At 70.5% G+C, this 16,184-nt stretch carries 10 protein-coding genes; 6 read left to right on the top strand and 4 right to left on the bottom strand.

Features of this window, described 5'->3' with window-relative positions:
- Position 1: 1 nt before the first annotated feature.
- On the bottom strand, positions 2-2,863 hold the full coding sequence (locus tag ACZ5U5_RS35835) for a sensor histidine kinase (protein WP_469030320.1): 2,862 nt from the start codon (positions 2,861-2,863) through the stop codon (positions 2-4).
- A 368-nt stretch (positions 2,864-3,231) separates the two neighbouring features.
- Between ACZ5U5_RS35835 and ACZ5U5_RS35830 the strand changes: the two genes are divergently transcribed.
- The gene (locus ACZ5U5_RS35830) at positions 3,232-4,077 is read left to right on the top strand and encodes a protein phosphatase 2C domain-containing protein (protein ID WP_469030317.1); all 846 of its coding nucleotides are present in this window, start codon (positions 3,232-3,234) and stop codon (positions 4,075-4,077) included.
- Positions 4,078-4,240: 163 nt separating this feature from the next.
- Here ACZ5U5_RS35830 and ACZ5U5_RS35825 read toward each other — a convergent pair whose 3' ends face one another.
- Positions 4,241-4,774: a MarR family winged helix-turn-helix transcriptional regulator gene (locus ACZ5U5_RS35825; protein WP_469030314.1), complete on the bottom strand. Its 534-nt coding sequence runs from the start codon at positions 4,772-4,774 to the stop codon at positions 4,241-4,243.
- Between the two features lie 279 nt (positions 4,775-5,053).
- Here ACZ5U5_RS35825 and ACZ5U5_RS35820 point away from each other — a divergent pair, with 279 nt between their 5' ends.
- Entirely contained in the window at positions 5,054-5,896 is an 843-nt protein-coding gene (locus ACZ5U5_RS35820; RefSeq protein WP_469030311.1) for a lysozyme, read from the top strand.
- Positions 5,897-5,967: 71 nt separating this feature from the next.
- Here the strand turns inward: ACZ5U5_RS35820 and lon are convergent, their stop codons facing one another.
- Positions 5,968-8,397 carry an endopeptidase La gene (lon, locus tag ACZ5U5_RS35815; protein ID WP_469030307.1) on the bottom strand — a complete coding sequence of 810 codons (2,430 nt, stop codon included), beginning with the start codon at positions 8,395-8,397 and terminating at the stop codon, positions 5,968-5,970.
- A 96-nt stretch (positions 8,398-8,493) separates the two neighbouring features.
- Positions 8,494-9,246, bottom strand: coding sequence for a rhomboid-like protein (locus ACZ5U5_RS35810; protein ID WP_469030305.1), 753 nt, complete (start codon positions 9,244-9,246; stop codon positions 8,494-8,496).
- Between the two features lie 152 nt (positions 9,247-9,398).
- Here ACZ5U5_RS35810 and ACZ5U5_RS35805 point away from each other — a divergent pair, with 152 nt between their 5' ends.
- The 4 genes from ACZ5U5_RS35805 (at position 9,399) to ACZ5U5_RS35790 (ending at position 16,059) form a co-directional block, all read left to right on the top strand.
- On the top strand, positions 9,399-10,106 hold the full coding sequence (locus tag ACZ5U5_RS35805; RefSeq protein WP_469030302.1) for a spermidine synthase family protein: 708 nt from the start codon (positions 9,399-9,401) through the stop codon (positions 10,104-10,106).
- Positions 10,107-10,171: 65 nt separating this feature from the next.
- Entirely contained in the window at positions 10,172-10,912 is a 741-nt protein-coding gene (locus tag ACZ5U5_RS35800; protein WP_363209230.1) for a response regulator transcription factor, read from the top strand.
- Between the two features lie 13 nt (positions 10,913-10,925).
- A complete protein-coding gene (locus tag ACZ5U5_RS35795; RefSeq protein WP_469030298.1) occupies positions 10,926-12,011 on the top strand; it encodes a sensor histidine kinase in 1,086 nt (361 codons plus the stop codon).
- A gap of 259 nt (positions 12,012-12,270) precedes the next feature.
- The gene (locus ACZ5U5_RS35790) at positions 12,271-16,059 is read left to right on the top strand and encodes a multifunctional oxoglutarate decarboxylase/oxoglutarate dehydrogenase thiamine pyrophosphate-binding subunit/dihydrolipoyllysine-residue succinyltransferase subunit (RefSeq protein ID WP_469030296.1); all 3,789 of its coding nucleotides are present in this window, start codon (positions 12,271-12,273) and stop codon (positions 16,057-16,059) included.
- Positions 16,060-16,184 lie beyond the last annotated feature (125 nt).

Genomic DNA, 16,184 nt, shown 5'->3' with positions numbered 1-16,184 from the left:
GTCAACTGCTTGCCTCCTCGACTGTGTCCCCCATGTTGTTTTTGGTCTCTTCGTTACGTTCGGTCAGCTCGGCCTCTACGTCGCGACGGCCGCTGATGGCCCCCTGGTGAAACCCTCCGAGGCGCTTGCGCAGCGCTTCGGCGTCGACGGAGCCGCTGCGTGCCTTGGGCACGGTGGGCTCGGGCGCGGTGATCTTCGGCGTGCGCTTGGGCAGCCCCTTGTCGGTGACGCGCTCCCACTTGGGGGTGGGGGCGGGCTCGGTTTCGGGCTCGGACTCGGCTTCGGTCTCGGTCTCGGGAGTCGCGGTTTGCGGGACCTCCGGAGCTTCCGGGACCTCCGGCTCCTCCGGGGTGGGCGGGACAGCGAGTTCCATGGTCGTCTCGGCCGAAACCTCGGGTACGTCCTCTGCCGAAACCTCGGGCGTGGCCTCCGCCGAAACCTCGGGCGCGGCCTCAGGAGCGGCCCCCGCGTCCCGCACCGTCCGCTCGGCAGCCGCGATCAGCGGGTCCTCGTCGGCAGGCGTGGCCACCACCGAGGCGGCGGACCCCGCCGAACGCCCCGGAAGCACGTTGGAGTTCGCCTCGGCCTCCGAGCCGGGCAGATGCACCGCGGGCGCCGCCCCGGCCACCGGAACGCCGACCGGCGGGGCGCTCACCGCGGGCGCCGCGGCGAGGATCGCCTTCGGCAGGACCACGACCGCCGCGACGCCGCCCTGCTTCTGCTCGCGCAGCCGGACCCGCGCCCCGTGCCGCGCGGCGAGCCGGGCCACGACATAGAGGCCGAGCCCCAGGCCGTCGCCGCTCTCCTGGTCGTACGCGTCGTCGGGACGGAAGTCCGCGAGGCGGGAGTTGAGCTCCTCCATGCGGTCCTCGGTGACCCCTATGCCCTCGTCCTGCACGGAGAGCATGACCTCGCCGCTCTCCAGGAGCCAGCCCGAGACCTCCACGGAGGCGTCCGGGGGCGAGAACGAGGTCGCGTTCTCCAGGAGCTCGGCGACGAGGTGGCTGATGTCGTCCGCGGCGAAGCCCGCGACATGCGCGTGCGGCGGCAGCGTGGCGATGCGCACCCGCTCGTACCGCTCGATCTCGCTGACGGCGGCGCGTACGACGTCGACCAGCGGGACAGGACCCGGGTGCTGGTGGCCGTGCTCGGCGCCGGCGAGGACCAGGAGGTTCTCGCTGTGGCGGCGCATGACCGTGGCGAAGTGGTCGAGCTTGAAGAGCGTGGCGAGGCGGTCGGGGTCCTGCTCGCGGTCCTCCAGGTTCTCGATGACGGCGAGCTGCCGCTCGACGAGGCCGAGGGTGCGCAGGGCCAGGTTGACGAACGTGCCATGGATGGACTGCCGGACCCGCTCCAAGTGGGCCGCCGCCTCGGCCAGTTCCGTGCGCAGCGTCTCGCGCTCGTCGGCCATGGACTGACGCTGCCCGATGAGGTGCTTGCGGTCGGCTTCGAGCGTGGTGAGGCGCTCGGTGAGGGCCGCCGCATGCTCGTGGAGCGCGTTCACGGACCGTACGACCTGGGCGAACTCGTCGTCGCGGCCCGTGAAGCGGATCGGCTCCTGGGGCGCGGGCTCGTGGGCGAGGCGGGCTGAGCCGATACGCAGGACGGCGAGCGGGCGGGTCAGGCTGCGGGCCATGGCCATGGACACGCCGACGGCGACGAGCAGCGTGACGCCGAGGAGCGCGACGCGGATCTCCAGGGCCGTCACGTCGTCGTCGCGCAGGTCGGTGAGGTTCTTGGTGCGCTGCACCGTGAGCGCGGACTCGGCGCCGCGCATCATCTCGATGCGGGCGGAGAGCGCCGCGTCGAGCTTCTTGCGGTCGAAGCCGAGCTCGGCCGTCGAGAGCGTGGGCTGGTCGGTGAGGCGGGTGAGGTACTTCTCGGCCGCGGTCACCTCGTGGCCCGTGACGGTCGAGTCGTACGTCGTGCGGGCGCGGTCCGTGGTCGCGTCCCGGAAGTCGGCGAGGGAGGCCTGCGCGCGCACGTGGGCCTGCTGGCCCGCGGCGCTGAGGGCGTCGCGGCTCTTGCCCGCGGCGGGCGACTCGTCGACCACTGTGGTGGGAAGGCCGGTCACGGGGTCGATGGCCGTGCTCGTCTCCGTGGAGCGCGGGACGGCAAGGGCGGCGAGGAGCAGGCCGCGGGCGCTCGCCGCCTGTTCGACGGCGTGGTCCAGGTCGGCGAGGGCGTAGGCCCCGGAGCCCGCGCGGGGCGGGGTCTTCTCTGCGAGTTCGCGGGTGAGGCCGTGCAGCTCGGTGATGACGTCCGAGTACGCCATGTGGGCTTGGAGAGCGCTGCTCTTGCCGGTGAGCGCCGCTCTGCGCACGGCGCCGATGTCGGCGAGGTCCTTGCGCAGCCCGGCCGGGGCGTCGGCCGTGCGCAGCTCCTCGATCTGGCGGTCCACGCGGGCACTGCGGCTCTCGGAGAGCCCCTTGCCCTGCGGGCGGCCCGCGGCGATGAACGACGTGACCTCGTCGCGCTCGTCGGCCAGCGAGTGCCCCAGGGACACCGCGTCCTGGGTGCGCTCGGCCAGGGTCACCAGCTGCTGCGCGTCGCTCAGTTGCCCGGAGGCGGCGACGACGGCGGGCGCTCCGGCACCGGCGATCGCGGCGGCCACGACGGCGACGGCGACGATCAGCCGGTTGCGCACGCGTGCGGTGGGCTTGGAGTTGACCGACTTCACGGGCTTCGCGGGCTTCGAGCCGTCAGGAGACGTCACCGCGGGGGCGGTGCGCTCTCCCCCCGAGTGCTCGGGGTTCTCGCCCGCTGCGGGCTCGGGCGAACGCTCCGTAGGGGTGGTCGCGCCCGGCGTGGCCCCTTCGGGAGCCGTCTGCTTGCCCTTGCGCCCAGGCCGCATCTTCTGCACCGGTGCTCGCATTCTTGTTTTTCGTCTGCCCATGGGCCCGGGTGACGATCCGTCAACACACGCGCCCCCCGGTACGGCTCCAGACCCTTCCAGTGCCGATGGGTGGCAGTCGTGCATCACATGCCTGGCCACCCGAAGGAGTGAACATCGGCGGGGAGTTGGCGAGCAAGTCCCGCCGCGGGCCGAAAGTCCCGGCCACGGAGCGCCGGTTGGACGTCGACCGCAGGCTTTGGCAGGATGCGCCGCCACACGCCGCCGGAAGCGATCATTCCGACTGAAATCCGGCGCCTGACCTGCTGGTCCGGGCCACCCCCCGTTGTTTTGCGCCACCCGGAGGGCGTTGTGAAGGCCTCGTGCAGACTGGCCGGATGCGTATCGAACTCGCCACCGAGCCCGGAGACCCCGCGCGGCCCAACGAGGACTATGCCGCGGTGATCCTTCCCGCAGCCGGACAAGGCGGATCGCTCGTCCTGCTGGATGGGGTGACTCCGCCTGTCGGAGATGACGGCTGTCTGCATTCCGTCCCTTGGTTCACGGCGCGACTCGGCGGCGCACTGGGGGAACTGTCCGTTTCGCGACGGGATATGACGCTCTCCGAGATTCTCGCGGCAGCGATCGCGCGCACCGCGGAGGCCCATGGCCGGACTTGTGACCTTTCTCACCCGCGTACGCCTCAGGCAACCGTGATTCTGGTGCGTTGGGACGAGGAGCGGGTCGAGCACCTCGTCCTGTCCGACTCCGCGCTCCTGATGGCGGGCCCGGACGGCCACGTCACGCCGGTGCTCGACGCACGCCTCGCGGAACTGCCCCCGAGGATCCGCGCCCTGCGCGACGCGGTCCGCGCGCTGCCGCGCGGCAGCGCCGAGCGCGAGGAGGCGGGGCGGGTGTACGGCGCCGCCGTCGAGGCCCTGCGGAACGCGGAGGACGGCTTCTTCACCGCGGCCGCCGATCCGTCGGCGGCCGCGCGTGCGCTCACCGGCACCTGGCCGCGCGCCGAGGTGACAGCGGTGGCGGCGCTCACGGACGGCGTCGGCCGCTGGGTCGAGACGTTCCGCGAGGGCGACTGGGCGGAGTGCTTCGCGCTGCTGCGCAAGGAGGGCCCGCAGCGCCTTGTCGACCGGGTACGGGAACTGGAGCGCGCGGACCCCGAGGGTGCCGTGTTCCCACGGGGCAAGCTGCATGACGACGCGGCGGTGGTGTACGCGGAGCTGTGACGGAGCCGGGGGCACCCCGAAGGGGCGCGGGGAACGGCGCGAGCAACCACAACCCGCCCGCAGACGGCAGTGGACGGACGTCCCCCCAAGGGGCGCGGGGAACTGCGCGACAAGCCACAGGCCACCCGCAGACAGAATCGCGCCCACAGCAACGCCCCGCCCCTCAGGACTCCGGGGACTCGTTCAGCTGCCGCAGCAAGCGGGCCAGTTCCGCCACCTCCGTACGGTCCCACCCGGCCAGCTTCCGCACGTACCGCTCCCGCCGCCCCGCCCGCACCGTACGGAACCGTGTCGCCCCCTCCGTCGTGAGGTGGACCAGCCAGGCCCGGCCATCGGCGGGGTCGGGCTCGCGGGCGACGAGCCCCAGCTCCTCCAGGGCCCGCAACTGGCGGCTCATCGTGGCCTTGCCGACGCCGATGTACGCGGCGAGGTCGGTGGCCCGCTGCGGGCCCGAGTCGTCGAGGCAGACCAGGAGTCCGTACGCGGCGGGCTCCAGGTCGGGGTGGACCTGACGCGCCATCTCGCCGGACGAGGCACGCGCCCGGCGCAGGAGCAGCGACAACTCCCGCTCCAGGGAGAGGAACTCACGGTCGGTCCCGCTGCCGACGTCCGGCCCGCCCACTCCCGGCCCGCTCACGCCCGGCCTGTTCACGTCGACTCCACCGTCGTTCCCGCCCTCGTGCACTTCAGCACCCATGGCACGCTTTCTTTCCGGATCAGAGAAGTTTTCCGCCCCGCACGGCGGCAGACATCCGCGTCGGCCCATCGCCGCAGCTCGACCAGTATTTCGTAACGCCCCGACGGCCCACGCCGAGGACACCGCCGCTGGAGTAGACCAACGGCAGACACCGGACCCCCTTCCCAGCCCCGGGTCTACGTGCGTAGCGTCGTACGTGACATGTTCACACCAGAAGCATGTCGACAGGTCCCCCCACGAGCTCCATCGAGCTCAATCGAGGCCTACGGAGGCACGCACATGCCCGTGCACAGACCCGGAACGCCCCGCCGCTCGCGCTGGTCAGCGGCCGCAGTCCTGCTCTCAGTCCTCTCCGCCCTCTCCCTCCTCCTCACGCTGCCGGGCGCCGCACAGGCCGCCGGCGGCGACGACACCCCCGCCCGCGGCTCCGCCCGCATGGGCCAGGGCGTCGTCGAGCACGACGGGCAGGGCAGTCTGCCGCCCAGCGGCGACGCCGTACAGACCGAAGGCGTCGACGTCAGCAGCCATCAGGGCAACGTCGCCTGGGCGACGCTCTGGAACAGCGGCGTGAAGTGGTCCTACGTGAAGGCCACCGAGGGCACGTACTACAAGAACCCGTACTTCGCCCAGCAGTACAACGGTTCGTACAACGTGGGCATGATCCGCGGCGCCTATCACTTCGCCACACCCGACACCACGAGCGGCGCCACCCAGGCCAACTACTTCGTGGACAACGGCGGTGGCTGGTCCCGCGACGGCAAGACGCTGCCGGGCGCGCTGGACATCGAGTGGAATCCGTACGGGGCGGCCTGCTTCGGCAAGTCCCAGTCCGCGATGGTGACCTGGATCCGGGACTTCCTGAACCAGTACAGGGCGCGCACCGGCCGGCACGCGGTGATCTACACGGCCACCAGCTGGTGGAAGCAGTGCACCGGCAACTACGGCGGCTTCGCCGTCAACAACCCGCTGTGGATCGCGCGGTACAACACCTCTCCGGGTGAGCTGCCCGCGGGCTGGGGCGTCCAGACGATGTGGCAGTACACCTCGACGGGCCCGACGGTCGGGGACCACAACAAGTTCAACGGCGCGCTCGACAGGGTCGTGGCGCTCGCCAACGGCTGAGCGGACCCACCGAGCACGCGGGCCCGGAACCCCTTTCGGGGTCCCGGGCCCGCACTCACCGGCCACCTCCGTCACGCGGCGGCCGGAACCCTCACCTCGGCCTCCGTCAGGGCCAGTTCGAGGACCTGGCGGACGTCCGTCACCGGGTGCACGTCCAGCTTCTGCAGGATCTCCTCCGGGACGTCGTCCAGGTCGGCCTCGTTCCGCTTCGGGATGATCACCGTGGTGATCCCGGCGCGGTGCGCGGCGAGCAGCTTCTGCTTGACGCCGCCGATCGGCAGGACGCGCCCGGTCAGCGAGACCTCACCGGTCATGGCCACATCCGTACGGACCAGACGGCCGCTGAGCAGCGACGCGAGGGCAGTCGTCATGGTGACGCCCGCACTCGGCCCGTCCTTGGGGACCGAGCCCGCCGGGAAGTGGATGTGCACGCCGCGTTCCTTCAGGTCGGCGACGGGCAGTTCCAGTTCCGCGCCGTGCGAGCGCAGGAAGCTCAGCGCGATCTGCGCCGACTCCTTCATGACGTCGCCGAGCTGGCCGGTGAGCGTGAGCCCGGAGGCTCCCGTCTCCGGATCGGCCAGCGACGCCTCGACGAACAGGACGTCGCCACCCGCGCCGGTGACCGCGAGCCCGGTCGCCACACCCGGCACCGCCGTGCGCCGCTCGGCCGGGTCCTGCGCCGACTCGGGCACATGGTGCGGGCGCCCGATGAGGCCACGCAGATCGTCGTCGCCGACGGTGAACGGCAGCTCCCGCTCGCCCAGTTCGTGTTGCGCGGCGACCTTGCGGAGCAGCCGAGCCACGGACCGCTCCAGGTTCCGTACACCCGCTTCCCGGGTGTACTCCCCCGCGAGCTTGCGCAGCGCGCTCTCGTCCAGGGTCACCTCGTCCGTCTGGAGACCGGCCCGCTCCAGCTGGCGCGGGAGCAGGTGGTCGCGGGCGATGACGACCTTCTCGTCCTCGGTGTAGCCGTCGAGCCTGACCAGCTCCATGCGGTCGAGCAGCGCCTCGGGGATGGATTCGAGGACGTTCGCCGTCGCCAGGAACACCACGTCGCTCAGGTCGAGCTCGACCTCCAGGTAGTGGTCGCGGAAGGTGTGGTTCTGCGCCGGGTCGAGGACTTCGAGGAGGGCGGCGGCCGGGTCGCCGCGGAAGTCGGAGCCCACCTTGTCGATCTCGTCGAGGAGCACGACCGGGTTCATGGACCCGGCCTCCTTGATGGCCCGCACGATGCGTCCGGGCAGCGCCCCGACGTACGTACGCCGGTGTCCGCGGATCTCCGCCTCGTCGCGTACGCCGCCGAGCGCGACCCGCACGAACTTGCGGCCCATGGCGTGCGCGACGCTCTCGCCGAGGCTGGTCTTTCCGACGCCAGGAGGCCCGACCAGGGCGAGCACGGCACCACCCCGACGGCCGCCGACGACCCCGAGGCCACGGTCCGCGCGGCGCTTGCGCACCGCGAGGTACTCGGTGATGCGCTCCTTCACGTCCTGGAGACCCGCGTGCTCGGCGTCCAGGATCTCCTGGGCGCCCTTGATGTCGTACTCGTCCTCGGTCCGTTCGTTCCACGGCAGTTCGAGGACGGTGTCGAGCCAGGTCCTGATCCAGGAGCCCTCGGGCGACTGGTCGCTGGAACGCTCCAGCTTGTCGACCTCCTTGAGGGCGGCCTCCCGTACGTTCTCGGGGAGATCGGCGGCCTCGACGCGGGTGCGGTAGTCGTCGGACTCCTCCGCTGTGTCCTTGCTGTCGCCGTTGATCTCGCGCAGCTCCTTGCGCACGGCGTCGAGCTGACGCCGGAGCAGGAACTCCCGCTGCTGCTTGTCGACGCCTTCCTGGACGTCCTTGGCGATGGACTCGGCGACGTCCTGCTCGGCGAGGTGCTCGCGCAGCTGCTCGGTGGCGAGCTTGAGGCGGGCGACCGGGTCGCCGGTCTCCAGGAGCTCGATCTTCTGGTCGGTGGAGAGGAAGGGTGAGTATCCGGAGTTGTCGGCGAGCGCCGAGACGTCGTCGATCTGCGTCACGCGGTCCACGACCTGCCAGGCGCCGCGCTTCTTGAGCCAGCTGGTGGCGAGCGCCTTGTACTCCTTGACCAGCTCGGACACGGCTCCCGGCAGGGGGTCGGGCACGGTCTCGTCGACCTTGACGCCCTCCACCCAGAGCGCGGCACCGGGACCGGTCGTACCGGCGCCGATCCGCACGCGGCCACGGCCGCGGATCAGGGCGCCGGGGTCGCCGTCGGAGAGCCGGCCGACCTGCTCGACGGTGCCGAGCACGCCGGTCGCGGCGTACGTCCCGTCGATGCGCGGAACAAGAAGGACCTGCGGCTTGCTGCTCCCATCGGAGCGGGCGGCAGCCTGCGCCGCCTCGACCGCGGCTCGCACCTCGGTGTCGGACAGGTCGAACGGAACCACCATGCCGGGCAGGACAACCTCGTCGTCGAGCGGCAGCACGGGCAGTGTCAGCGGTGTGGACGGCTTCGACTCGGCGGACTCAGTAGTCATGATCTCCCCTTCGGCATTCAAGTTGAGCTATGTGGGCTCAATGCTTGTGAGTGCTTGAATGTTCCCCAAGGGGTGTTCGCTGTGAGCGATCAGCGCTCAGCGATCGGACGGGGTGCGGCGCCACCGACGTACCAGAGGCCAGGTGGCGACGCCGATCGACAGCGCGAGCAGGTGGCCCCAGTTCGTCATCGGGTCCGCGAACGCGATCAGGTCGTCGATCAGCATGCCGCCGAAGCCGGCGAGCACAAGACACCGCAGCCACGGCCTGAAGAGCCCGGCCAGCGCGCCGACGCTCGCCGCGACACCGAAGCTGATGCCGTAGTCGAGGCGGTGCAGGGAGCTGTCGGGCAGATGACCCGCGAGGACCGAGAGGCCGACGGGGACCTCGGTCGCGAGGGTGGCCACGACATGGCCGAGCAGGAAGACGCCCGCCGTGCGCAGCGCGCCGATGCGGCGCTCCAGGGCGGTGAGGACCAGCAGGAAGCCGATCGCGTACGGCGACGCGATGCCGCCCGCGATCCACAGCGCGCTGGCCACCAGAACGAGCAGCGGCTGCTGCGTCAGGTGCGCGACGTCCGTGCTGGAGTGCCGGTGCAGGTCCGAGATCAGGGACGGGTCCGCGTACTGCGCCAGGAGCGACGTCAACGCGAGGACCGCGGCATAGCCGAACGTGAAGGGCGTGCCCGTGGGGGTCGGCAGGAGGCGCCGCAGGCGCGTGCACCAACCGGGCGCGGCCACCGCGGGGGTGGTCACCTCGGACGCGCGGTCCCGTTGTCGCGGGATGCCTTCCAGGCCGGGCGGGGCCGTCTCCTCGGGCGCCGTGGGGGCGGCCGACGCGCTCAGGTCCAAGGTGAGACGCTCCTTCCGTCATGTCCACCCTTTGCCGATCTTTCCGGCACTGTCTATGACCCGCGCCACGTGAGACGCGAATCACAGCAACCCGGAAGGGCGTGTTCGCGTCCACCCCGGATCGCGCCTCCCCCGGTCATACCCTGACCGTCATGCAGAGCACCCACACCACCGCCCCCGTCGTCATCGACCGGCGCGAGGGGCCGTACGGCGAAGTCGTACTGCGGCGCCATGGCGCGCTTCTGCAGATCATCGCGAACGGCTGTTTCCTGATGGACACTTCGGACGGCCGCTCGGAGCGGCGGCTCGTCGACGCGGCGTACGACGCGCTCGACGGCCCCCGGGAGCCCGCCCTGCTCATCGGCGGCCTGGGCGTCGGCTTCTCCCTCGCCCACGCGGCGGCCGACCCGCGCTGGGGCCGCATCACGGTCGTCGAGCGCGAGCAGGCCATCATCGACTGGCACCTCTCGGGCACGGACGCCCCGCTGGCCGCGCTCTCCGGCGCCGCGCTCGCCGATCCGCGCACGGAGATCCTGCACACAGACCTGGTGGCGCATCTTTCCGGCGCCGACGCCTCTGCGGGCACCCCGAGGACGTACGACGCGCTCTGTCTGGACATCGACAACGGGCCGGACTGGACCGTGACGGAGGACAACAACTCCCTCTATTCTCCGGCCGGTCTGGCGGCCTGTCAGGCTCGTCTCAACCCGGGCGGAGTGCTCGCCGTGTGGTCCGCCAAGCCCTCGTCCGCTTTCGACTTCGCTCTACGGAATGCCGGATTCCAGTCGGTACGGACGGAAGAGATCCCCGTTGCCCGAGGCGTACCCGACGTGGTTCATCTCGGCGTAAGCGCTGCGTAGCCGAGGTGCCTTCGCGACCCGTACCCTGCTGGTCGAACACAAGCGATCAGTGTCAGGGGCGGGCGATGGAGCAGACACACACCTCCCACAACGGCGCGACGGCGGCGATGCCAGGCGCCCAGCGACGGGTTCTGGTGGTCGAGGACGACGCGACGATCGTCGACGCCATCGCCGCCCGGCTACGCGCCGAGGGTTTCGTAGTGCAAACGGCGATGGACGGTCCTTCGGCGGTCGACACCGCGCAGGCTTGGCAGCCCGATCTGCTGATCCTGGACATCATGCTGCCGGGCTTCGACGGGCTCGAAGTGTGCCGTCGGGTGCAGGCCCAGCGGCCGGTACCCGTCCTCATGCTGACGGCACGCGACGACGAGACGGACATGCTGGTCGGGCTCGGCGTCGGCGCGGACGACTACATGACCAAGCCGTTCTCCATGCGGGAGCTCGCGGCCCGCGTGCACGTCCTGCTGCGCAGGGTCGAGCGGGCCGCCCTGGCCGCGACCACTCCGCGCAGCGGCATCCTGCGGCTCGGCGAGCTGGAGATCGACCACGCCCAGCGGCGGGTCAGGGTCCGCAGCGAGGACGTCCATCTGACGCCGACGGAGTTCGACCTGCTCGTCTGCCTGGCCAACACGCCGCGTGCGGTGCTCTCGCGCGAGCAGCTGCTCGCCGAGGTGTGGGACTGGGCGGACGCGTCGGGCACCCGGACCGTCGACAGCCACATCAAGGCGCTGCGCCGGAAGATCGGCGCCGAGCGCATCCGTACGGTGCACGGCGTCGGGTACGCCCTGGAGACCCCGACCCCCTGAGGTGACCGCTCCGATGACAGGTCCCTTCGGCGGGCTGCGGCCGTTCTCCATCAAGACCAAGCTCGGCACCCTGGTGGTCGTCTCGGTCTTCATCACCACGGGTCTGCTGATGGTGGCGATGAAGACGGAGACGGAGCTGCGCTTCATCACCGTCTTCTCCGTGATCGCCACGCTGCTGATCACGCAGTTCGTGGCGCACAGCCTCACCGCGCCGCTCGACGAGATGAACTCCGTGGCGCGCGCCGTCTCGCACGGCGACTACACGCGCCGGGTGCGCGGCGCCGACCGCCGTGACGAGCTGGGCGACGTGGCCACCACGATCAACCGCATGGCGGACGACCTGGAGGCGCAGGACCAGCAGCGCAAGGAGCTGGTCGCCAACGTCTCGCACGAGCTGCGCACCCCCATCGCGGCGCTGCGCGCGGTCCTGGAGAACGTCGTCGACGGAGTGTCCGCCGCCGACCCGGAGACCATGCGTACGGCCCTGAAGCAGACGGAGCGGCTCGGGCGGCTCGTGGAGACGCTGCTCGACCTCTCCCGCCTGGACAACGGCGTCGTGCCGCTGCACGCCCGCCGCTTCGAGGTGTGGCCCTATCTCTCGGGCGTCCTGAAGGAGGCCAACATGGTGGCCTCCGCGCGCGCGGGCATCGCGTCGGGCTCCGGCAGCCACACGCGTACGGACGTGCATCTGCACCTGGACGTGACGCCGCCCGAGCTGACCGCGCACGCGGACGCCGAGCGCCTGCACCAGGTCGTGGCCAACCTCATCGACAACGCGGTCAAGCACAGCCCGCCGCACGGCCGCGTCACCGTGCGCGCCCGGCGCGGCCTCTACCCCGAGTCCCTCGACCTGGAGGTCCTCGACGAGGGCCCCGGCATCCCGGAGTCGGAGTGGCACCGCGTCTTCGAGCGCTTCAACCGCGGCAGTCACGCCAACACCCCGCCCCAGGGACCCGGCAGCGACGGCGGCACCGGACTCGGGCTCGCCATCGCGCGCTGGGCTGTCGATCTACACGGCGGTCACATCGGGGTGGCTGAATCCCCTCGCGGCTGCCGGATCCAGGTCACTCTTCCGGGCCTGCCCGAACTGCGAAGTTGACGTATCGTTCGAAACGGAAGCGATTCGCGGGCGCATCGGAAGCGCGCCCGGGTGAAGCCGCCGCGCAGGGCAAGGCCCGCGCGGCAATCCTGCGTTCCGGAACCTCGCTTGTTTCCCGCCATTTACGCCGCCGAAACCATCCGTCCAATGTGACTTACGCGACGGATGACGGGCCCGGCCTGCACCTGGCGGCGATGGAGGCGTAGCCTTGATTCCCGCTGTCCATCACCTTGTGAAGCGGAAGAGGGCGGTTACCGCCGTGTCGTCACAGTCCCCCAGTAGCTCGAGCATCTCGACCGACCAAGACGGGCAAGGCAAGAGCCCTGCTGCTGCCTTCGGTCCCAATGAGTGGCTCGTCGACGAGATCTATCAGCAGTACCTCCAGGACCCGAATTCGGTCGACCGAGCCTGGTGGGACTTCTTCGCCGACTACAAGCCAGGAGCGGGCGCGTCACCTGCCGCTGCCCCGGCCAAGCCGGCGGGTGACGCAGCCGCGGGGGCTGCGGCCACCAGTGCTCCCGCCGAACCGGCGAAGCCCGCGGCCCCAGCCGCGCCCGCCGCCCCTGCCGCGCCCGCAGCTCCGGCCGCGAAGCCCGCGGCCGCCGCTCCGGCCCCCGCCGCGAAGCCCGCTGCCGCGAAGCCCGCCGCCAAGGCGGAGCCCGCGACGGAGGCCCCGGCAGGACCCGAGTACGTGACGCTGCGCGGCCCCGCCGCCGCCGTTGCGAAGAACATGAACGCCTCCGTGGAGGTCCCGACGGCGACGTCGGTCCGCGCGGTCCCGGTGAAGCTGCTCTTCGACAACCGCATCGTCATCAACAACCACCTCAAGCGCGCCCGCGGCGGGAAGATCTCCTTCACGCACCTCATCGGGTACGCGATGGTGCAGGCCATCAAGGCCATGCCGTCGATGAACTACTCCTTCGTGCAGAAGGACGGCAAGCCGACGCTGGTCAAGCCGGAGCACGTGAACTTCGGCCTCGCCATCGACCTCGTGAAGCCCAACGGCGACCGTCAGCTGGTCGTCGCGGGCATCAAGAAGGCCGAGACGCTGAACTTCTTCGAGTTCTGGCAGGCCTACGAGGACATCGTCCGCCGCGCCCGCGACGGCAAGCTCGGCATGGACGACTTCACCGGCGTCACGGTCTCGCTGACCAACCCCGGTGGCCTCGGCACCGTCCACTCGGTCCCCCGCCTGATGCCCGGACAGTCGGTCATCATGGGCGTCGGCTCGATGGACTACCCCGCGGAGTTCCAGGGCACCTCCCAGGACACCCTGAACAAGCTCGGCATCTCGAAGGTCATGACGCTCACGTCGACCTACGACCACCGGGTGATCCAGGGCGCCGCCTCCGGCGAGTTCCTGCGCATCGTCGCGAACCTGCTGCTCGGCGAGAACGACTTCTACGACGAGATCTTCAAGGCGCTGCGGATCCCGTACGAGCCGGTTCGCTGGCTCAAGGACATCGACGCCTCGCACGACGACGACGTCACGAAGGCCGCCCGCGTCTTCGAGCTGATCCACTCCTACCGCGTCCGCGGCCACGTCATGGCCGACACGGACCCGCTGGAGTACAAGCAGCGCAAGCACCCCGACCTGGACATCACCGAGCACGGCCTCACCCTGTGGGACCTGGAGCGCGAGTTCGCGGTCGGCGGCTTCGCCGGCAAGTCGATGATGAAGCTGCGCGACGTCCTCGGCGTCCTGCGCGACTCGTACTGCCGCACCACCGGCATCGAGTTCATGCACATCCAGGACCCGAAGCAGCGCAAGTGGCTCCAGGACCGCATCGAGCGCACTCACGCCACGAAGCCCGAGCGCGAGGAGCAGCTGCGCATCCTGCGCAGGCTGAACGCCGCCGAGGCCTTCGAGACGTTCCTGCAGACGAAGTACGTCGGCCAGAAGCGCTTCTCCCTGGAGGGCGGCGAGTCCGTCATCCCGCTGCTCGACGCCGTCATCGACAGCGCCGCCGAGTCGCGCCTGGACGAGGTCGTCATCGGCATGGCCCACCGCGGCCGCCTGAACGTCCTCGCGAACATCGTGGGCAAGTCGTACGCCCAGATCTTCCGCGAGTTCGAGGGCAACATGGACCCCAAGTCCATGCACGGCTCCGGCGACGTGAAGTACCACCTGGGCGCCGAGGGCACCTTCACCGGTCTGGACGGCGAGCAGATCAACGTCTCGCTCGCGGCGAACCCCTCCCACCTGGAGACGGTCGACCCGATCATCGAGGGCATCGTCCGCGCCAAGCAGGACATCATCAACAAGGGCGGCACGGACTTCACGGTCCTGCCGGTCGCCCTGCACGGTGACGCGGCCTTCGCGGGCCAGGGTGTGGTCGCCGAGACGCTGAACATGTCGCAGCTGCGGGGTTACCGCACGGGCGGCACGGTCCACATCGTCATCAACAACCAGGTCGGCTTCACCGCCGCTCCGGAGTCGTCGCGCTCCTCCATGTACGCCACGGACGTGGCCCGCATGATCGAGGCGCCGATCTTCCACGTGAACGGCGACGACCCCGAGGCCGTCGTCCGCATCGCGCGGCTCGCGTTCGAGTTCCGTCAGGCGTTCAACAAGGACGTCGTGATCGACCTCATCTGCTACCGCCGCCGCGGTCACAACGAGTCGGACAACCCGGCGTTCACGCAGCCGCTGATGTACGACCTGATCGACAAGAAGCGCTCGGTGCGCAAGCTCTACACCGAGTCCCTCATCGGTCGCGGCGACATCACCCTGGAAGAGGCCGAGCAGGCTCTGCAGGACTTCCAGGGGCAGCTGGAGAAGGTCTTCACGGAGGTCCGCGAGGCCATCTCGCAGCCCGCCGAGGCCGAGGTCCCGGCCCCCGAGGCCGAGTTCCCGGTGAACGTCGACACCTCGATCTCCCAGGAGGTCGTCAAGCGGATCGCCGAGTCCCAGGTCAACATCCCCGACCGGGTCACCGTCCACCCGCGTCTGCTGCCGCAGCTGCAGCGCCGCATGTCGATGGTCGAGGAAGGCACGATCGACTGGGGCATGGGCGAGACCCTCGCCATCGGCTCGCTGCTCCTCGAGGGCACGCCGGTCCGCCTCTCGGGCCAGGACTCGCGCCGTGGCACGTTCGGTCAGCGCCACGCGGTCCTCATCGACCGTGAGACGGGCGAGGACTTCACGCCGCTCCTGTACCTCTCCGAGGACCAGGCTCGCTACAACGTCTACGACTCGCTGCTCTCCGAGTACGCGGTGATGGGCTTCGAGTACGGCTACTCGCTGGCCCGCCCCGAGTCCCTCGTCATGTGGGAAGCGCAGTTCGGTGACTTCGTCAACGGCGCGCAGACGGTGGTGGACGAGTACATCTCGGCCGCCGAGCAGAAGTGGAACCAGCACTCCGGCGTCACGCTGCTGCTTCCGCACGGCTACGAGGGCCAGGGCCCTGACCACAGTTCCGCCCGCATCGAGCGCTTCCTCCAGCTGTGCGCGCAGAACAACATGACGGTCGCGATGCCGACCCTTCCGTCGAACTACTTCCACCTCCTGCGGTGGCAGGTGCACAACCCGCACCACAAGCCGCTGGTGGTCTTCACCCCGAAGTCGATGCTGCGCCTGAAGGCGGCGGCCTCGAAGACGGAGGAGTTCACGACGGGTGGCTTCCGCCCGGTCATCGGCGACGACACGGTCGAGGCGTCGGCGGTCCGCAAGGTCGTCTTCTGCGCCGGCAAGCTGTACTACGACCTCGAGGCCGAGCGGAAGAAGCGCGAGGTCACGGACACCGCGATCATCCGCATCGAGCGTCTGTACCCGCTGCCGGGTGCCGAGCTCCAGGCGGAGATCGCCAAGTACCCGAACGCCGAGAAGTACCTGTGGGCGCAGGAGGAGCCGGCGAACCAGGGCGCGTGGCCCTTCATCGCCCTCAACCTCATCGACCACCTGGACCTGGCGGTCGGCGCGGACATCCCGCACGGCGAGCGCCTGCGCCGCATCTCGCGGCCGCACGGCTCGTCCCCGGCGGTCGGCTCGAAGAAGCGCCACGAGCAGGAGCAGGAACAGCTCCTGAGCGAGGTCTTCGAGGCGTAGGCCTGAGCGGTCCGTCCGGGCGGTTCGTACGGGCGGTTCGTACGGCGGTGGGGGGGGGGGGGGGGGGGGGGTGGGGGGGGGGGGGGGGAAGAAGGGGGGGAGTGCCCTTCCCGCTGCCTATGCGG

The organism is Streptomyces sp. NPDC033177 (assembly GCF_055577715.1).
Note: the sequence above shows the minus strand (reverse complement) of the source record. Positions and strands in the feature narration are given on the sequence as shown.